The 18,623-nt window shown below is 73.9% G+C and carries 16 protein-coding genes; 11 read left to right on the plus strand and 5 right to left on the minus strand.

Annotated features, from left to right (window positions below; all coding sequences use genetic code 11):
• Together HWY08_RS12850 and HWY08_RS12855 are read right to left on the minus strand one after the other, a co-directional pair.
• The gene (locus HWY08_RS12850; protein ID WP_176065726.1) at positions 1-783 is read right to left on the minus strand and encodes a phosphatase PAP2 family protein; all 783 of its coding nucleotides are present in this window, start codon (positions 781-783) and stop codon (positions 1-3) included.
• Between the two features lie 24 nt (positions 784-807).
• Positions 808-1,251, minus strand: a complete 444-nt coding sequence (locus tag HWY08_RS12855) for an EVE domain-containing protein (RefSeq protein WP_176065728.1) — start codon at positions 1,249-1,251, stop codon at positions 808-810.
• 94 nt (positions 1,252-1,345) lie between these two features.
• Here HWY08_RS12855 and HWY08_RS12860 point away from each other — a divergent pair, with 94 nt between their 5' ends.
• The 6 genes from HWY08_RS12860 to HWY08_RS12885 all read left to right on the plus strand — a co-directional run bounded on the left by HWY08_RS12860 (position 1,346) and on the right by HWY08_RS12885 (position 5,602).
• On the plus strand, positions 1,346-1,768 hold the full coding sequence (locus HWY08_RS12860) for a twin-arginine translocase TatA/TatE family subunit (RefSeq protein WP_176065730.1): 423 nt from the start codon (positions 1,346-1,348) through the stop codon (positions 1,766-1,768).
• Positions 1,765-2,580, plus strand: a complete 816-nt coding sequence (gene tatC / locus HWY08_RS12865) for a twin-arginine translocase subunit TatC (RefSeq protein ID WP_176065733.1) — start codon at positions 1,765-1,767, stop codon at positions 2,578-2,580. The genes HWY08_RS12860 and tatC overlap by 4 nt, the downstream gene beginning before the upstream one ends.
• 45 nt (positions 2,581-2,625) lie before the next feature.
• Positions 2,626-3,276: a hypothetical protein gene (locus HWY08_RS12870; RefSeq protein WP_176065735.1), complete on the plus strand. Its 651-nt coding sequence runs from the start codon at positions 2,626-2,628 to the stop codon at positions 3,274-3,276.
• A 49-nt stretch (positions 3,277-3,325) separates the two neighbouring features.
• Entirely contained in the window at positions 3,326-4,522 is a 1,197-nt protein-coding gene (locus HWY08_RS12875; protein ID WP_176065737.1) for an acetyl-CoA C-acyltransferase, read from the plus strand.
• A 61-nt stretch (positions 4,523-4,583) separates the two neighbouring features.
• Positions 4,584-4,778: a hypothetical protein gene (locus tag HWY08_RS12880; RefSeq protein ID WP_176065838.1), complete on the plus strand. Its 195-nt coding sequence runs from the start codon at positions 4,584-4,586 to the stop codon at positions 4,776-4,778.
• Between the two features lie 92 nt (positions 4,779-4,870).
• Positions 4,871-5,602 (plus strand): rhomboid family intramembrane serine protease, encoded by a 732-nt coding sequence (locus HWY08_RS12885; RefSeq protein ID WP_176065740.1) that lies wholly within the window; start codon positions 4,871-4,873, stop codon positions 5,600-5,602.
• Between the two features lie 54 nt (positions 5,603-5,656).
• Here HWY08_RS12885 and HWY08_RS12890 read toward each other — a convergent pair whose 3' ends face one another.
• A complete protein-coding gene (locus HWY08_RS12890) occupies positions 5,657-7,906 on the minus strand; it encodes a DUF6982 domain-containing protein (RefSeq protein ID WP_176065742.1) in 2,250 nt (749 codons plus the stop codon).
• 146 nt (positions 7,907-8,052) lie between these two features.
• On the opposite strand from HWY08_RS12890, the gene HWY08_RS12895 reads away from it, so the two are divergent.
• Both HWY08_RS12895 and HWY08_RS12900 read left to right on the plus strand, forming a co-directional pair.
• Entirely contained in the window at positions 8,053-9,957 is a 1,905-nt protein-coding gene (locus HWY08_RS12895; RefSeq protein WP_235969608.1) for a YgiQ family radical SAM protein, read from the plus strand.
• 126 nt (positions 9,958-10,083) lie between these two features.
• Complete coding sequence (locus tag HWY08_RS12900) at positions 10,084-10,977, plus strand: transposase (protein WP_176065842.1); 894 nt, start codon at positions 10,084-10,086, stop codon at positions 10,975-10,977.
• Between the two features lie 398 nt (positions 10,978-11,375).
• On the opposite strand, the gene HWY08_RS12905 is transcribed toward HWY08_RS12900, so the two are convergent.
• Positions 11,376-14,705 carry an InlB B-repeat-containing protein gene (locus HWY08_RS12905; RefSeq protein WP_176065745.1) on the minus strand — a complete coding sequence of 1,110 codons (3,330 nt, stop codon included), beginning with the start codon at positions 14,703-14,705 and terminating at the stop codon, positions 11,376-11,378.
• Positions 14,706-15,150: 445 nt separating this feature from the next.
• Positions 15,151-15,642, minus strand: a complete 492-nt coding sequence (locus HWY08_RS12910; protein ID WP_176065746.1) for a hypothetical protein — start codon at positions 15,640-15,642, stop codon at positions 15,151-15,153.
• A 178-nt stretch (positions 15,643-15,820) separates the two neighbouring features.
• Here HWY08_RS12910 and HWY08_RS12915 point away from each other — a divergent pair, with 178 nt between their 5' ends.
• From HWY08_RS12915 to bioD, 3 genes are read left to right on the plus strand one after another with little or no spacing between them, the layout of a single operon-like run.
• A complete protein-coding gene (locus HWY08_RS12915; protein ID WP_176065748.1) occupies positions 15,821-16,516 on the plus strand; it encodes an SGNH/GDSL hydrolase family protein in 696 nt (231 codons plus the stop codon).
• 12 nt (positions 16,517-16,528) lie between these two features.
• Positions 16,529-17,920, plus strand: a complete 1,392-nt coding sequence (gene bioA, locus HWY08_RS12920; RefSeq protein WP_176065750.1) for an adenosylmethionine--8-amino-7-oxononanoate transaminase — start codon at positions 16,529-16,531, stop codon at positions 17,918-17,920.
• A complete protein-coding gene (gene bioD / locus HWY08_RS12925) occupies positions 17,917-18,588 on the plus strand; it encodes a dethiobiotin synthase (protein WP_176065752.1) in 672 nt (223 codons plus the stop codon). The genes bioA and bioD overlap by 4 nt, the downstream gene beginning before the upstream one ends.
• Positions 18,589-18,623 lie beyond the last annotated feature (35 nt).

Raw genomic sequence — 18,623 nt, forward strand, 5'->3', positions numbered from 1 at the left:
TCAGAGCCGGAGCACCCACCGGACCCCCGCCGCCCCGCCCGCCAGCGGCGCCAGCGTCCACGACCCCTCCCGCGGGCTGCGGTGGAGCAGGAGCGGGACCGCCATCCCCAGCGCGGTGCCCACGGCGGCGGAGGCCACGACGTCGGTGAGCCAGTGCTCGTCCGCCGCCATGCGGAGGTAGCCGACGGTGGCCGCGACGCCGAAGCCGACCGCGTAGACCGCCGGCCACGCCGGGTAGCCCCGCATCCGCGCCACGGTGCCGAACGCCGCCGCCGCGGCGAAGGCGGTGGCGGCGTGCCCCGAGAAGAACGCGCGGTCGTCCTCGGGACCGGTGCGCACTCCGGTCGCCCAGGTCGCGGGCCGCCTCCGGGCGACGGCGCTCTTCGCGAGCTGGGTGGCGGCGGCGGCGAGCGCGACCGCCTCCATCGCGACGAGCACGTCCTCGGAGGCGCGGCGCAGGTCCCGCCCCGCGGAGAAGAAGTCCGCGCCGGCCAGCGAGGCCGGGAGCGCGAACTCGAGGACGTCCGAGAGGAGCGCGGCCGCGCGCCGATCCGGCCAGACCACCGCCGCGCGCACGCGGCGGTCGAGCGCGGGGGGCGTGCACCAGCGGCAGGAGCTCGGGGTGAGCTCCCCCTTCGCCAGCTCCATCGCGCCCCACAGGGCCAGCCCCGCGCCGGTCACGGCGGCGGTGACCGGCACGTCGACCGCGAGCGGCGGCGCCTCCTCGGGCCAGGCGGGGAAGGCAGCGGCGACCAGCGCCGCGGCGACCGGAGCGCGCAGCACGAGCCCCACCTCACGCCGCCGCGATCAGAACCGCTCCTTGCGCCGCAGCCCGCCCGTCCGCGCGATGATGCCGGAGAGCTCGACCAGGTCCTGCCACTCGGCCGGCGAGAGCGGCACCACCGACAGCCGCCCCTGGCGGAGCAGCGCCGAGCCGGCGAAGGCGGGCTCGAGCTTGAGCGCCTCGAGCGGCACCGGCGCCGGCAGCGGCTCGGCGGCGCGCAGATCCACGCACACGAGCGGCTCGCCGCGGGCGCCGGGGTCGGGGTAGGCCGGCTTCACCACCTCGGCGACGCCGACCGCGCGGCGCTCGCCGGAGTGGTAGATGACGGCCCGATCCCCCGGCTGCATCGCCCGGAGGCTGGCCTGGGCCTGCGCGTTGCGGACGCCCGACCAGGCGGTCGTCCCCTCGCGCACGAGGTCCTCGAACGCGTAGTCGTCCGGCTCGGTCTTGAGCAGCCAGTAGGCCACCAGAGCACGTTACGGGTGCGCCGGAACGGACGCAACGTCAGAGGGGGGGCGCCCGCCGGCACAAAGGCGGGCCGGCGCGTGTTATATCCAGCGCATGTTCGGCCTCGGCATGGGCGAAGTCGTCATCATCCTGGTGCTCGCCCTCATCCTGCTCGGACCCCAGAAGCTCCCCGACGCCGCCAAGCAGCTCGGGAAGGGCCTGCGCGAGTTCCGCAAGGCGACCGACGACCTGAAGCAGCAGTTCGAGACCGAGCTCTACGCCGCCGACCCGACCAAGCCCCCCAAGCCCACGCTGGTGGAGCCGCCGCGGCCGCCGGCGGAGGGTGAGGCGCCGCCCGCGGTGCCGGCGGGCGGGGTCCCGGCCCAGGCGCAGGGTGAGGTCCCGGCCGCGACTGCCCAGAACGTGCCCGGCCTCGAGCTGGCCCTGGCCGAGCCGAAGCCGGCCGCACCCGCCCCGGCCGCGCCCCCGGTCGAGGCCGCCGCCCCGGTGGCGGAGGCCGCGCCGAAGGCGTCATGACCGAGCCCGCCACGAAGTCGCTCCCGCCGCCCGAGAAGCCGGCGGAGCCGGAGAGCGAGGTCAGGCTGAGCTTCTTCGAGCACCTGCAGGAGCTGCGCAAGCGGCTCATCCGGGCGCTGCTCGGCGTCGCCGTCGGCATGGCGCTCGTCGGCTCCTTCTGCGAGCGCATCTTCCGCTGGGTGATGCAGCCGGTGCTGAAGTCGCTGCCCGAGGGGCAGCAGTACCTGCACTACACGGGCTACATCGAGCCCTTCATGGTGTACCTGAAGGTGGCGCTCTACGGCGGCATCTTCGCGGCGGCGCCGTACGTCCTGTACCAGTTCTGGCAGTTCATCGCGCCCGGCCTCTACAAGAAGGAGCGGAAGATCGTCTTCCCGTTCCTCGCCTCGGCCACGCTCCTGTTCTACGGCGGCGCCGCCTTCTGCTACTTCCTCGTCATGCCGTACGCCTTCCCCGCGCTGGCGGCGATCGCGGGCGAGGACATGAAGCCCATCCTCACCATGACCGAGCAGCTCTCGCTGGTGCTCGCCATGCTGCTCGGCTTCGGCATCATCTTCGAGGTCCCGGTCATCATCGCGTTCCTGTCGATGATCGGGCTCGTCTCGGCCGACTTCCTCGCCAAGTACCGGCGCCACGCCATCGTGGCGAACGTGACCCTGGCCGCGATCATCACCCCCACCGGCGACCCGTTCAACCTGGCGCTCATGGCGGTGCCGATGATCCTCTTCTACGAGATCGGGATCGTGCTGGCGCGCATCCTCGGGAAGAAGAAGAGCGCCGCCGACGTCGCGGACGACGCGATGGCGAAGTAGGCTCCGGGGCGGAGCCCCGCCCCGGCCGCGCGGCCTCCCGCCCGCATGCGCACCTTCAACCTCCTCGTCGCGCTCTTCGCGGTGGTCCAGGCGCTCCGCTACGCGCGGCGGGCGCTCGTCTTCGTCGCCCCGGCGGTGCGGGTCACGGGCGAGCCGGGCGAGCCGCCCCGCTCCGCGCCCCGCCTGCGGCTCGGGGCCGAGCTGGAGCGGCTCGGCTTCGTGCCCCTGGGGCTCCTTCACGAGCGCGCCCCGCTCGGCGCCGTCGCGCGCGAGGTGGACGCCTACGCCGACGCCTCGCGCGGCACCTTCGCCGACGTCTGGCAGGAGCGGGGCGAGGCGGACGCGCCGCGGCTCGTCTTCTACACGCCCTTCCCCGACGGTGCGTACGTACTCACCGCCAACCACCCGCGCCGGGCGGTCGCGAGCGCGCGGGCCCAGGCGGGCGCGGTGGTGGGCGCGGCGCCGGAGGCGCAGCTGGCCGCGCACGAGATCGCGGTGGAGCGCTTCGCCGCCCGGCACGGGACGCCGGCGGTGGCGCTCGACCTCGGCGCCCGCCTCGCCGCCGCCCGCGCCTGGTACGCCGGCGAGGGCCGGCGCGAGCTCCGGCGCGGCGCCGCGCTCCCGTTCGGGATCGCGGCCTTCGCGCTCGTGCTGCTCGCGTCGGCCGTGAACCTCCTCCTGCACGGCGCTAGATAGCCCTCTGCCCCGCGGCCGCTCGCGTCCCCCGCCGCGGAGGAGGAGCCTCATGCGCGCCGCCACCCCCCACGACGTCGTCTTCCTCGCCGCCCGCAGGACCCCTTTCGGGACTTACGGCGGCTCGCTCAAGGACCTCTCCGCCACCGACCTCGGGGTGCACGCCGCCCAGGCGGCGCTGGCGCAGGCCGGCGTCTCGCCCGAGCGGGTCGACCACGTGGTGTTCGGGAACGTGGCGCAGACCTCCTCCGACGCCATCTACCTCGCCCGCCACGTCGGGCTCCGCGCCGGCGCGCCGGTCTCGACGCCTGCGCTCACCGTGAACCGCCTGTGCGGCTCAGGCTTCGAGGCGGTGGTGCAGGGGGCGCGGCTCCTCGCCGGCGGGGAGGCGGAGCTCGTCCTCGCCGGCGGCACGGAGTCCATGAGCCAGGCGCCGCTCGTCCTGCGCGGGACGCGGTGGGGCTTCCCCCTGGGCAAGCCTCCCCCGCTCGAGGACATGCTCTGGTCGGCCCTCACCGACAGCTGGGCGGGCATGCCGATGGCGCTCACCGCCGAGAAGCTCGCCGAGCAGTACCGGATCGGCCAGGACGAGGTGGACGCCTACAGCGTGCTCTCGCAGCGGCGCTTCGCGGCGGCGCAGGAGGCGGGGCGCCTCGCCGAGGAGCTCGCGCCGATCGAGCTCCCCACGCGGAAGGGCCCGGTGAAGTTCGCGCGCGACGAGCACCCGCGCCCCGACACCACCGTCGAGTCGCTGCGGAAGCTCCCCAAGGTGTTCAAGAAGGACGGGGTCATCCACGCGGGCGCGGCGAGCGGCGTCTCCGACGGCGCCGGGGCGCTCCTGCTCTCGACCCGCGCCTTCGCCGACGCGCACGGGATCCGGCCGCTGGGGCGCCTGCTCAACTGGGGGTTCGCGGGGGTCGACCCGACCATCATGGGCATCGGCCCGGTGGCGGCGTTCAAGAACGCGCTCGAGCGCGCCCAGGCGAAGCTCTCCGACTTCGACCTGTTCGAGGTGAACGAGGCCTTCGCGCCGCAGTACCTGGCGGTGGAGCAGGAGCTGGGGCTCCCGCGCGACCAGACCAACGTCGACGGCGGCGCCATCGCGGTGGGTCACCCGCTCGCGGCGAGCGGCGCCCGCATCACGATGCACCTCCTGTACGAGCTGCGCCGGCGCGGCGCGCGCTACGGGCTCGGGGGGGCGTGCATCGGCGGCGGGCAGGGCATCGCCGTGATCGTCGAGGCGCTCTAGCCGCGGCGACTTCCTTGCGGGGCGGCGCCCGGCCCGCTACCGTGGTCGCGTGGAACGGCCCATCCCGAGCTTCACCGGCGTCAAGGTCTTCTCCACCACGCTCGCCCGCGACCGCGAGGCGCTCTCGGAGCGCATCACCCAGTGGCTGCGCGAGAACGCGCAGCTCGAGATCGTGGACAAGGTCGTGACGCAGAGCTCCGACAAGGAGTTCCACTGCCTGAGCTTCACCTTCTTCTACCGGGAGCGCGCGCGCTGAGGCCGCGGCCCGCGGGCCGGGCGGCGGGGCGAGCGCTCCCGGGCGAGCCGTGGCGCAGCCCCCGGTGAGCCCTTATCTTGGTGCGACCTCGCATGCGCGGCGCGCGGAACTCCATCGGCGACGTCTTCACCTTCGGCGGGCGCGTCCCGTCGACCGTCGGCGCGCTCATCAGCGCCATCGTGGTGGCGAGCCTGCTCGGCGCGCTGGGCCGCGGCGTGGGCTTCGTGGACGCGGCGGCGCTGGTCCCGGCGCTCGTGTGGCAGGGCCAGCTGTGGCGGCTCGTCACCTGGGTCTTCTTCGAGACCGACCCGCTCTCGCTCCTCTTCGGCGCGCTGACCCTCTACTGGTTCGGCAAGGACCTCTGCTACGCGTGGGGCGCGCGCCGGTTCGTCGTCACGTTCTTCGGGTTCGCGGTGCTGGCGGGCGCGGTCACCTGCCTCGTCGGGCGGTTCGCCTGGCCGGCCGTGTACGTCTCCGGCTGGACCGGCTCGTGGCCGGTGCTCTCGGCGCTCATCATCGCCTGGGCCATGCTCTTCCCGGAGCGGCAGATCCTCTTCATGATGGCGCTGCCCATCTCGGGCCGCGCGCTCCTCTGGCTCACGCTCGGCGGCACGCTCCTGTACGGCGTCTTCGGGCGGCTCCACGCGTACGTGCCGCACCTGGCGGCGCAGCTCGGGATGCTGGCCTACGCGCGCGGCTGGTCCCTGCGCGGCTTCTGGCAGACGCTCCGCATCAAGCAGTACGAGCGCCGGGCCCGCCGCCGCGCGCGCGCGAGCCACCTCAAGGTCATCAAGAAGGAAGACCCGCCCCGCTGGATGAATTGAGGCGGCGCTGGTGGGAGGGGGCCCCGCGCGGCGAGGGAGGGGCGGAGCCCCGCTCTACGACACCGTCACCTGGCGTACGGATGCGCGGTAGACCCAGATCCGCGCGGTGTGCGTGCGGGTGTCGGCCGGCACCATGAAGAAGCCGACGCGCTCCGGCGCGTAGTCGGGGCTGAAGCCGGCCACCTGGCGCCCGTCGCGGAAGGTGACGCGCACCTTCTTCCCCTCGGGCGCGGGCGGCGGCTCGCCGGTCCCCAGCATGAAGAAGATGGCCTTCACCCGCTCCGCGGGCAGGGGCTCGGAGGCGCCGCCCGGCTGCGAGAGGAGCTCGAGCTGCGGGCCGTCGAGCGCGGCGTCGCGCAGGGTCCCGCGCTTCACCTGGCCGTCGGAGGTGTGGACGACCACCCGGTGCGCGCCGGCGATGAAGCACGTCGGCGCCGCCGGGGCGGCGGGGGGAGCGGGGGGCGGCGGGGCGGCGGCCGGCTCCTCGGCGGCAGGCTCGAAGAGCTCCGCGCCCGCGAGCGGCGCGGCCTCGGCCTGGGGTACGGCCGGGATGGGCGCGGGCGCAGCCGGCGGGGCGGCAGCCACGGGCGCGGCGGGCGCGGGGGCGACGGCGGCGATCGCGGGAGCCGGCGCGAAGAAGTCGAGCGGCTCGAACGCGACGGCCGCAGCCGCGGGCGGCGCGGGCGGCGCGGGCTCGTCGGCGGGGATCTCGACCACCTCCTCGCCGACCTCCAGGATGGCCTCACCCGGCGGTGGCGCCGGCGGCTCCTCGGGCGCGCCGAGGTCGAAGGGGCCGGCACCCGACTCCGGCACGAGGTCGAGCGGCGCGGCGGGCGGGGCGGCGAGGTCCCACGGGTCGGGCGCCGGCGCGCTGGCCGGCTCGGCGGCCGGCTCCTGGACCGGCTCCAGGAAGAGCGCACCGTCGAGCGGCTCTCCGAGGTCGCCGAGGTCCGGCGGCGTAGCCTGAGGCGTGGGGAGCGGGGCGGCGTCGCCGAGGAGCTCGCCGGGCGGCGCGAAGGAGGCCGGAGCGGCGGCAGACGACGGGCGGGTGGGGAGCCCCCACATCGCGGTGCCGTCCGGCGGCCGCTCGGACTGAGGCGCGGCGTCGAAGCTCGTGAGGTCGACGCCGTCGTCGCCGAGCGGCACGGCGTGCTCCGCCCAGGAGAGGTCGAGCTCGAGCGCCGGCTCCGGGGCGGCGGTAGGCGCGGCGGCGACCGGCGCGGCCTCGGGCGCCTCCAGGTCCAGATCGAAGGGCAGGGGCTCGGCGGGCGGGGCGGCGGCGGCCGGCGCGGGCGCAGGCGGCTCGTCCTCCACGAAGCCGAGGTCGATGGCGAGCTCGGGCTCGGGGGACGGCGCGCTCAGGTCGAGGGCGGGCAACGGGAGCGGGTCCGCCGCGGCGCTCGCCGGCGGCGGGGGGGCCGCGGCCGGCGCGTCGCCCGGCGCCTCCAGGTCGAGCGCGGGCAGCGCCCGGGAGAGGTCGTCGAGGGCGTCCGCGGCGGCGGACTCGGGCGCGGCCGCCAGATCGCCGATGGGCGCGGTCGGCTCGTCGAAGGACCCCCCGCTGGCGAGCTGGAAGTCGTCGAGGCGGCCGCGCTCGTCGCCGGACCAGACGGCGGGGGACTCGGGCGGCGGCGCCGGCTCGACGGCGGCGGGCGGGGGATCGGCCGGCAGGAGCTCCCAGATGGCGCTGCCGCCGTCCACCACGCCTGGCGTGAGATCGACCGGGACCGCGCCGGGGGCGGGCTCGTCGCCCGCCGAGACGGGCCCGAACGCCAGGTCGTCGAGCGGGGCGTCGTCGAACGTGAACGGATTCGCCTGCGCGGGCGCCGGCTGGGCGGGCGCCGTCGCCTCGCCCAGCTCGAGATCGAGCGCGAACGGGGGCGCGGCGAGGGCGGGCTCGGTGATGGCGGTGCGCTCGGGCTCCGGCGCCGCCGCCAGGTCGAGCTCCGGCGCGGGTACCGGCTCGGGCTCCGGCTCCGGCGCGAGGGGCGCGCCGTCGACCGCAGCCTCCGCCGCGGGGGCCTCGGCGGCTGGCTCCGCGGCGGCCGGCTCGGCCGCCTGCTGGGCCGCGAGCGCGGCCGGGTCGATCCCCTGCTCGGAGTAATAGGCGGCCCACGCCACGGCGTTCGCGTCGGCCGGATCCCAACCGTAGTCCGCCGCGGACCACGGCCCCGCGAGCGCCGGAGCTGCGGGCTCGAGCTCGGCGCGGACGCCGGCCGCGGCGGCGTTCACGTCGAAGCCGGGCGACGGTTGCGCCTCCGCGAGCGGGGCGGGCTCGTTGGCGGGGTTCACGGGATCGGACATGGGGGACTGGACCGGGAGGCGAGGAGAAGGCGAAAAGGGCAGCGACGGCGGCCGCTCCCGATGATACCCCGCCCGGAGCGGCGGCGCGAAACGCCCGCCTCGCCTGTTGATCCCCCGACGCGCCGCCAGCATGTAAGGAATCCGCCGTGAGCCACCGACCGACCGCGAGCACACCACCAGCCGCCCGCTTCCTCCCCACGACGCGGGAGGAGATGCGCGCGCGCGGCTGGGAGGAGCTGGACGTGCTCCTCGTGTCGGGCGACGCGTACGTGGACCACCCGAGCTTCGGGACGGCGGTGATCGGCCGCGTCCTGGAGGCGCAGGGGCTGAGGGTGGGGGTGGTGGCGCAGCCGGACTGGCGGTCGACCGCCGACATCGCGCGGCTGGGCCGGCCGCGGCTCTTCGCGGGGATCACCTCGGGCGCGATGGACTCGATGGTGAACCACTACACCGCCCACAAGCGGCGCCGCTCCGACGACGCCTACACGCCGGGCGGGGCCGCGGGGCGGCGGCCGGATCGCGCCACCGCCGTCTACGCCCGGCTGGCGCGCCAGGCGTTCGGCGACGCGTGCTGCCTGGTGGCGGGCGGGGTCGAGGCGTCGCTCCGGCGGCTCGCGCACTACGACTACTGGGACGACCGCGTGCTGCCGTCGCTCGCCGCCGCGAGCCAGGTGGACCTCGTCGTCTACGGCCAGGGGGAGCGGCCCATCCTCGAGATCGCGCGCCGGCTGGCGGCGGGGGAGGACCCGTGCGGCCTCACCGACGTGGCCGGCACCGCGCTCGTCCCGAAGGACCTGGCGCTGGCCGGCCTCGAGGCGCGCGAGCGGGGGGTGCTGGCGCTGCCGGCCTTCGAGGAGGTGGCGAAGGACAAGCGCGCCTTCGCGGACTTCTCGCGGCTCTACCACCTCGAGCACAACGGGGCGAACGCGCGGACCCTCACCCAGCGTCACGGGACGGGCGCGGCGGCCCGGACGGTGGTGGTGAACCCGCCGGCGGCGACGCTCACCACCGAGGAGCTCGACCGGATCGCCGAGCTGCCCTTCGCCCGCGACGCGCACCCGTCCTACGGCGGCGCGCACATCCCGGCGCTGGAGCAGATCCGCTGGTCGATCCAGATCCTGCGCGGCTGCAGCGCCGGGTGCTCCTTCTGCTGCATCACCGAGCACCAGGGGCGCGAGGTGACGAGCCGCTCCGAGGGGTCGGTGCTGCGCGAGATGCGGGAGATGGCGGCGCGGCCCGACTTCCGCGGCACGATCACCGACCTCGGCGGCGCCACCGCCAACATGTGGCAGATGTACTGCTCGTCCGAGGAGGCGCACGCCGTCTGCCGGCGACTCTCCTGCGTGTACCCGAAGATCTGCAAGTTCTGGAAGACCGACCACGCCCCCCTGGTGCAGCTGTACCGCAAGGCGCGCCAGGTGAAGGGCGTGAAGCACGTCTTCGTCGGCTCGGGCCTGCGCTACGACCTCGCGCACCACGACGCGGAGCACGGTCAGGAGTACCTGAAGGAGCTCATCGCCCACCACGTCTCCGGCCAGCTCAAGGTCGCGCCCGAGCACGCCGCGCCCGACGTCCTCCAGATCATGAAGAAGCCCGGGATCGAGGAGTTCGAGCGCTTCCGCGGCGAGTTCCAGCGGTACACGAAGGAGGCCGGGAAGGAGCAGTACCTCGTGCCGTACTTCATCTCCTCGCACCCAGGGTGCACGCTGGAGGACGGGGTGAAGCTGTACGAGTACCTGGAGAAGAATGGCTGGCGGCCGCAGCAGGTGCAGGACTTCACCCCCACCCCCATGACCCTCGCCTCCGACATGCACTGGTCGGGCTACCACCCGCTCACGATGAAGCCGGTGCACGTGGTGCGCGACCTGCACGAGAAGAAGATGCAGAAGGCGCTCCTGCGCTGGGGCGACCCCGAGCTGCGGCCGCTGGTGGAGGAGGCGCTGCGCCGCACCGGGCGGCTCAAGCCCGGCAAGCGGCTCGTGACGCGGGGGGTGCCGTGGAAGCGGAACGCCGGCTGGCGCCCCGCCCCCCGCGCCGGCCGCAAACCCTAGCGCCTCGACCGCACCCAGAGTACCGCGCTGCGGCCGGTGGGTCCGCGGTGCAGACGGCCGCTGCAGCGGCGCGTGCACGCGGACCAGGGGTTTTCGGGCGGCACATGCGTTGCCTTGCCCCGCCTCATGAAGGCGCCCCGGCAAGTCCTCCCCGGCACCACCTACCTCGTCACGCGCCGCTGCTCTCAGCGGCAGTTCCTCCTCCGCCCCTCGAAGACTACGAACGCCATCTTCCTCTACGTCCTAGCGGTCGCCACCCGCCGGTTCGGGATGAAGATTCACGCGTTCTGCGTGCTCTCCAACCACTTCCACCTCGTCCTCACCGACCCCTCGGCACGCCTGCCGGCCTTCGAGCAATATCTCGACTCGCTCGTCGCGCGCGCCATCAACGCCACGCTTGGCAGATGGGAGTCCTTCTGGGCGCCATCGAGCTACAGCGCCGTCGCGCTCGCCTCGCCCGCGGACATCGTCGACAAGACCGCCTATGTGCTGGCCAATCCGGTCGCCGCTGGGCTCGTCCGCCGCGCCCGCGATTGGCCGGGGCTCTGGTCCGCTCCGGCGCTCATCGGCGGCGCGAGCCTGCATGCCGTGCGGCCAGCCGCGTTCTTTCGCGATGACGGGAGCATGCCGCCAACCGCCGAGCTCCAGCTCGTGGCACCCGAGGGGTTCGAGTCACCCGTCGCGTTCCGCGACCAGGTCACCGGGGCGCTCGTCGCCGCGGAGGCTCGCGCCGGCAGCGCGGTCGAGCGCCGCGGCCGCGGCTTTCTCGGACGGGCGCGGGTCCTCTCGCAGAATCCACTGGCCCAGCCCGCCACTGGTGAACCTCGCCGTCAGCTCAACCCGCGGGTCGCCTCGCGGGACAAATGGAAACGGGTCGAGACGCTCGCGCGGCTCCTCGAGTTCGTGGAACGTTATCGAGCGGCAAGGCGCGCGAGGCGCGCCGGCCAGCGCGACGCGCTCTTCCCGCCGGGCACGTACCTCTTGCGCATCGCGCACGGCGTTGCCTGCGCGCCTGCCTGACGAGGCCGCCGCCCACGTTCAGCAGCTTGCTACGGTACGGCGCACGTGGCGTCGGATCGTTCGCTGACCTTGTCCGGTGAGGCCCGCGCTCAAGCGAGCCGGGCCCTTTTGCGCCCCGCTCCTGGGCGCGCCGGCCCGCCAGCGGTAATTCCGGCACCGAATGGGCACGCGCTGTCCTCCGAGGGGGGGGCGCGCGCCGCGTGGCGGAAGGACGGTACCTTTCGTTTCTGCCGCTACTCTGGGTCAGGCCTGAACGAACCGATACTCTCTGTTCGCCTAACTACTCTGGGTCGGCGTTCGGCAAGTACTCTGGGTCGGGCGAAAGAGCACCCTGGAAATGGAGAGGCCCGCCAGCGCGGACGCTGGCGGGCCTCGAGCTGCTTCGATCTACGTCGGGACTACTTCGGCAGCCCCGGCGAGTCGAGGTTGTTCACCATCGCGCTCAGCATCGCGTCGACGAACGGGATGTTGTGGACGCCCTTCGAGTTGTCGTTCTCGAGGAGCGCGTAGTCGTACATCGACTTGGCGACCTTGCCGTAGACCTTGTCCGTCCCGGACACCGTGTACAACACCGGGGTGCTGCCGGACATGATCTTGTCGATGTTGCAGCCCGCGACGACGTCGCCGTTCGAGAACGTGAAGTCGAGGGTCAGCGGACGGTCACCGCTGACGACGACCTTGGAGATGGTCACGCCAGCGGCCGGGGTGTAGTCCGCGGCGGTGGTGGCCGCGCCGAGCTTGCCGTTCACCACCGTGATGCCCGCACCCTTGAGCACGTTCGCCAGGCTCGTCAGGTACTGCGGCAGCATGCGGTTCATCACGATCTCACGCGACGCGATGTACGCCGTGCCCGTGCCGTGGCAACCGGCGCAGGTGCCCTCGTCCACGTTGAAGGTGTGGTTCGAGGGCGTGCCCTTCGTAGCGGTGCTGAGCCGCTTCACGTGGCACTCCGCGCAGGTGTCCGCGAAGTAGGTCGGGTTCTGGTGCGGATTCGGCGTGGTCGGCATGGGGCAAGCGCCCGAGGCCGAGCCGCTGTTGCAGAGCAGGTACCCGTTCCCCGCGAAGTACACGTCGGCCTGGGCCGCCGAGTGCGGGCCAGTCATGGTGAAGTTGGCGGACGTGAGCGGCGTCGCGTCGTTGTGCTGCATCGGCGTGCCAGCCACGGCGACGGTCCCCTTGTCGGAGATCGGGGACTTCGCGCCGACGATGCCGTTGCGGGAGTTGTGGCAGCTCGCGCACAGCGCGCCCGACCCGGCGTTGTAAATCTTGAAGCCACCGGCGAGGAGCATGCCGTTCGCGGTGTCGGCCGGCTTGATGCGGACCTCGAGCGAGTGCGGATCGTGGCAGGTCTGGCACGTGATGGCGTCGATGTTCTGCGCCGTCACGAGGCCCGTCGTCTGAGCCGTCGGGCAGGCGTCCTTGGTGCCGTCCGTCGTCCCCGGGGCGCACAGCAGCGGGGTGACGAGAGCGGTCGTCGGGGCCCCGACGGGCGCGGCGTTGCCGAGCTTGTCCGGGTTACCGCTCACGATCGCCTGCGAGTACATCATGTAGCCCTGGGCGAAGTGGCACCGGCCGCAGTGCGTCTGGTCGCGGCCGTGCAGCGGGCCCTCGTTCTGCGCGTCCGTCAGGTTGGCGTGGCCGTGCAGCGGGGCGGCCGTGGTGCCCGCCGTCGACGCCCACTGCTCGAACTGCGGGTCGTGGCCGTTGTGGCACGTGCCGCAGATCCTGGAGCTCATGGACGCGGTGTGGTTCGGGCTGTTCGGCGTCGGGCCGTGGCAGCTCGTGCACTGGACGTTGACGAGCGCGGCGGCGGGGGCGTTCTTCGCGGCCAGGTCGGCCAGGAAGAGCGTCGAGTCGCTGCCTTCGAAGAGGAAGTCGTTGGTGTACGTGCCGAGCGCGTCGGAGAAGCCCTTGTTGCCCACCGGCAGATTCGTGTCGTAGCCGGTCGTGTGGCAGCTGCCGCACGCCTGGAGCGTGAAGTGCGTGTTCGACGCGCCATCGACGATGGCCTTCGAGTGCTTGCTCTCCAGCCAGCCGGTGGTCGGCTCGGTGGGGCCGAGCTCGTAGCACGGCGTCACGCCGTCGTTCGGAGTATTCGGGCACACCGTCTTGTCGTAGGCGACCGGCTCACCGGGCGCGATGTGGCAGCCGGCGCAGCTCTCGATGGGGTTGCCCGCGCTGTCCTTCTGGCCGCGCTGATCCCAGCTACCCCAGATCTGCGGCTTCACCGGGATGTTCGGCGTCATGGTGGCGGCGATCTGGTCGCTCGTAAGGTAGAGCGTCTTGCCGACCGTCCAGTTGGCGAACACCCAGCCGGGGTGCGCGGTGAGCTGCGCGTTGGCGTTCGTGCTGTCGGTGTTGGTGCCGCAGGTGCCGCTGTAGATGTCGGACGCCCCGGTGCAGAACTTGAAGTTCGCGCCGGCGGGGCCGTCGAGGACGACGACGACGTTGGGCGGGATCTGGACGGCGTTGTGCGCGCGCCAGGTGCTGCCGTCGGGGTTCGTGCCCGGCGGGTACATGTTGGCGTTCTTGGTGTCGGCACCAGCCGCCCACAGCGGGCCGGTGACGCCGGGGAGGCCGTTCGCGGCGCCCTTGTAGGAGGCCATCTTGAACGGCTCGCCGCGGAGCGCTGTGGCGACGTTGGCGTTCACCGCCGCGACCATCGGGATCTTCACCGAGGTGGTCGCGCCGTTCAGCGCGCACTTCGCGGTGTAGGCGAGCGACCCCGCCTGCGTCTGGTTGATCGAGACGATGCCGGGGCGGCCCTCGGTGGTGGGGGCGAGCACGGCGGTGACGCTCGCGTCGCCGAGGGTGACCGTCGTGAAGGTGGAGTTGCCGTTCGCGTCGGGGACGGAGACGGAGGGCGAGCCGGGGCCGGTGACGGTCACCGTGCCGCCCACGCCGCAGCCGACGGTGACGGTCGCGCCGAAGCCGACCACGCCCGTCGGGCTGACCGTGACGGTCGGGGGAGCGACCGGCGCGACGTAGGTGCTCGCGCGCGCGACCGCGATGTCGGTCTGCCGCACGAGGCAGCCCGCGCCCATCTGGCCAGCGGTCGGAACCCAGTAGCCCTGCTTCGCGCCGCCGAGGAAGCAGGAGCCGGCGGGATCGGCCACGCCGTCCGGGACCGGGACGGTCACGGCGACGCCAGCCGCGGCCGCGTACTGCGTGTTCGCGACGGTCTGCAGGGTGTAGCTGCCCGGCGCGATCTCGAAGACATAGGCGCCGTTGGCGTTGGTCGTGGCGGAGAGCGAGCCGAGGGTCACCTTGACGCCCGCGGCGCCGGCGGTGCCGTCCTTCACATAGCCGTACACGCGGCCGACCGTGGTCGGCGGGAGCGGCTGGCTCTTGAAGGTGGCCGAGACCGAGTAGTCGGCGGTGCCGGCGAGGGTGCAGGTGGTGGTCGTCCCGGCGCAGTCGCCGCCCCAGGAGACGAAGGCGTAGCCGTCGGCGGGCTTCGCGGTCAGGACGACCGGCGTGGCCCAGGCAGTGAACTTCGTCTGGTGGTACGCGGCGTCGCCGCAGCCCGTGCCCGACGACTGGCAGTTGATGGAACCGTCACCCGACACGATGGTGCCGCCGGCCGCCGGCGCCACGGTGACGTAGAAGGACTCCCCGCTGACGCCCTTCGCGGGGCCAGCCGGGGGCTTGGAGCTGCTGCCCCCGCCGCATCCCACGGCGGCGATGGCGCAGACTGCGAGCGCCCATCCCAAAGACCAACGACGCATGTGTTGCCTCCTGGTCGCGCGCCTCGGCGCGCGCAGCAATGCCGATCGCTTCGTGAGCTCACTCGACAGCAGCTACCCCTCGAGGCGGATGCCTCGGCGGCGCACGCCGCCTGGAACGGACCGACTGACTCCGTGGCCGTGCGGAGCAACATCCGTACCCAGAGGGGCTGCTGGTACCCTCGCGGATTACGCGTAGTTACAGGCGAGGTGCGTTCACGGAGGTGCGCCAGATCCCCCAATAAATGCCCCCATTGGGTGAGTCATGGGGCACATGACACCCGGCCCCCGCCTCGGGGTTGGGAGGGGCGCCTCGCGGTTCAATTACTCTGGGTAGGGACGCGCAATTACTCTGGGTAGGGACGCGAGGGTAGGGACGCGAATTACTCTGGGTAAGGCACGCGCGCGGGGTGGCCTCCGCGATCGCGCGGCGCGGACCCGGCCAGCCCTAGAACGTGACCGTGACCCGCGCCTCGCCCTTGGCGCTCTTGCTCGCCGGCACGAGGTGCGCCTCCATCTTCCCCGACAGCGACGGCTTCAGCGCCTCGTGCCCGCCGGCGACGTTCGCGACCTGCGTGAGCGTGACGGTCACGTCGCCCCGCCGCTCCTTCTTCCCCTTCACCGCGCTGAAGGTCGCGTGGTGAGGCCCGGTGAGCAGCACCTGGGCGGACGCGAGCCGGTCGAACGGGTAGACCTGCGCCTGCACCGGCGCGGGCAGCTCGAACTCGCCCGGGAGCATCGCCTTCACGGTCTTCGGCAGCTTCTCCGGGGTGACGAGCACGCGCACCGCACCGTCGCCGCGGGCGAGGAACGAGATCCTGCACCGGAAGGACGCCTGGACCGCGCCGGTGATCGCGATGGAGCACGCCTGGTCCGCCGCGCGGGCGGGCGTGAGCGGGAGCGAGAGGGCGAGGGCGAGGAGCGCGCTGCGGACGGACATGGTGGAGGACTCCGGGGGAGAAGGTCGACTGGAGCCGGGGAGACTACTCCACCGCGCCGCCTCCGCGCAGCCGCCGCGGCGCGGCCCGCGGCGGGCCGCCCGCCCGAGCGCCCGCCGTGCCGGCCCGATGTCCGGAGTCGCCCCGGCCGCGCCGCCGGCCCGGGCCTAGATTCCCGGGGTGTCCCCCCTCCTCGCCGCCCTCGCGCTCGCCATGACCAGCTCCGCCGAAGCCCCCACCTACCTCGCCCTGGGCGACTCGACCGGCGTCGGGGTCGGCGCCGATCGCGGCGGGGGGTATCCGGCGCGGCTCGCCGTTCGCGCCGCGCGCGAGGGCGCCAGCGTGCGGCTCGTGAACCTCTGCGTCTCGGGGGCGCGGGTGGCGGACCTCGTGGCCGGGCAGCTCGCGCCGGGCCTGGCCGGAAAGCCCGACCTCGTCACCCTGGGCGTCGGCATCAACGACGTGACCTGGGGCACCGACCCGGAGGCGTTCGCGCGCGACTACGAGCGAGCTGCGGCGGCGCTCGCGCGCCTAGGGGTGCCGGTCGTGGCGGTGAACGTGCCGGACCTCACCCGCTCCCCGCTCGCCGCCGGAGAGGAGGCGAAGCGCACGCTCGGCGCCCGCATCGCGGCGGTGAACGCCCGCATCGCCGCGGCGGCGGCGCGGCACGGCTTCGCGCTGGTGGACCTCTTCTCCGCCACCTCCCACGAGCTGCCCTTCCACCCAGAGCTCCTGGCCGCGGATCGCTTCCACCCCTCCGACCTCGGCTACGAGCGCTGGGCCGACGCGATGCAGCCCGCCTTCGAGCAGGCGCTCGCCGCCGCCCGGAGGGCGCCGCGGCCGGCGGCGTTGTCCCGGGGCCGGACGCTGCGCTAGCGTCCGCCCACCATGACCGACGCCGAGCGCCTGGAGCGGCACCGCCGCCTGTGGACGTCCGACCACCAGCACCTGTGGCACCCGTTCACCCAGATGCAGGACTGGCTGGCCGAGGAGCCGCTCATCGTCGACGCCGCGGAGGGCGTCCACCTCGTCGACACGAAGGGGCGCCGCTACCTCGACGGCGTGTCCTCCCTGTGGTGCAACGTCCACGGGCACCGCGTGAAGGAGCTCGACGACGCCGTCCGCGCCCAGCTCGACCGCGTGGCGCACTCGACCCTGCTCGGGCTCGCCTCCACCGCCTCCATCGAGGCGGCGGAGGAGCTCCTCCGCTGGACGCCGAAGGGCCTCACCCGCGTCTTCTTCTCCGACGCCGGCGCGACCGCGGTCGAGGTGGCGCTCAAGATGGCCTACCAGCACCACCAGCTGCGCGGCGACACCGGCCGCAGCGAGTTCGTGGCGCTGCGCGGCGGCTACCACGGCGACACGCTCGGCTCGGTGGCGGTGGGCGGGATCGACCTCTTCCACCGCATCTTCAAGCCGCTCCTCTTCCCGGTGCACCACGCGCCGCAGCCCTACTGCTACCGCTGCCCGCTGGGGAAGGAGCGCGCGAGCTGTCACCTCGAGTGCGTGGACGCGGTGGAGCAGGTGTTCGCGGAGCGGCGGGGCAAGGTCGCGGCGCTCGTGCTGGAGCCCCTGGTGCAGGGGGCGGACGGCATGATCACGCAGCCGCCCGGCTACCTGAAGCGGCTGCGCGAGCTGTGCGACCGCGAGGGCGCGCTGCTCGTCTGCGACGAGGTCGCGACCGGCTTCGGCCGCACCGGCACGATGTTCGCCGTGGAGCAGGAGGGCGTCCTCCCGGACCTCATGACGGTGGCGAAGGGGATCACCGGCGGCTACCTGCCGCTCGCGGCGACGCTCGCCACCGAGCGGGTGTTCGAGTCGTTCCTGGGGCCGTACCCCGATCAGAAGACCTTCTTCCACGGCCACACCTACTGCGGGAACCCGCTCGCCTGTGCCGCGGCGGTGGCGAGCCTGAACCTCTTCCGCTCGCGGCGGATCCTGGAGGCGCTGCCGGGCCAGGTCGCGGCGCTCTCGCGCGCACTCGCGGCGGCCGCCGAGCACCCGCGCGTGGGCGAGGTGCGCCAGCGCGGGCTCATGGTGGGGATCGAGCTCGTGCGCGACCGCCGGACGAAGGAGCCGTACCCCTACGCCGCGCGCGCCGGCGACCGCGCCTGCCGCGAGGCGCGCGCGCTCGGCGCGGTGCTGCGCCCGCTCGGGAACGTGCTCGTGCTCATGCCGCCGCTGGCGATGACCGAGGCGCAGCTCGGGGAGCTGGCGGGGATCGCCCTCACGGCGCTCGACCGCGCCACCGGGGCGCTGGATCGGGAGCTGGCGGCGTGAGAGGCCTCTTCGTCACCGCGACCGACACCGGCGTCGGCAAGACCGAGGTCGCCTGCGGGCTCGTCCGCGGGCACCGCGCGCGCGGGCTCGACGTCGCCGCGATGAAGCCGGCGCAGTCCGGGCACGAGCCGGGCGAGGCCTCCGACGCGGAGCGGCTCCGGGCCGCCGCGGGAGACCTCGACCCGGCCGAGCTCGTCTGCCCGTACACCTTCGCCGCGCCGCTCGCGCCGGCGGTGGCGGCGCGGGTGGAGGGGAAGAGCGTCTCGCTGCCGCGCATCCTGGAGGCGGCCCGGGCGCTCGGCGCGCGCCACGCCGCCCTGGTGGTGGAGGGGGCGGGCGGGCTCATGACCCCCCTCACCGATCGTGAGACGTACGCCGACCTGGCGGTGGCGCTGGGCCTGCCGGTGCTGGTGGTCGCCCGGGCGGGGCTCGGCACGGTGAACCACGTCGCGCTCACCTGCGAGGCGCTCCGCGCGCGCGGCCTCGCCGTGTACGGGATCGTGCTCAACCGCGCGAGCGCGAGGGCCGATCCGTCCGAGCCGTACAACCCGGCCGAGATCGAGCGCCTCACCGGCTGCCGCGTGCTGGCCTCGCTCCCCTTCGTCCCGGACGCGGCGGAGCGCGCGCGACGGCTCTCATCCGATCTGGCGATCAAAGTCCAGTTCTAGGCCGATCGGCTCGAAAATGGATCGATCGCGCGATC

It is taken from the genome of Anaeromyxobacter diazotrophicus, assembly GCF_013340205.1.
Classification (GTDB): Bacteria; Myxococcota; Myxococcia; order Myxococcales; family Anaeromyxobacteraceae; genus Anaeromyxobacter_A; species Anaeromyxobacter_A diazotrophicus.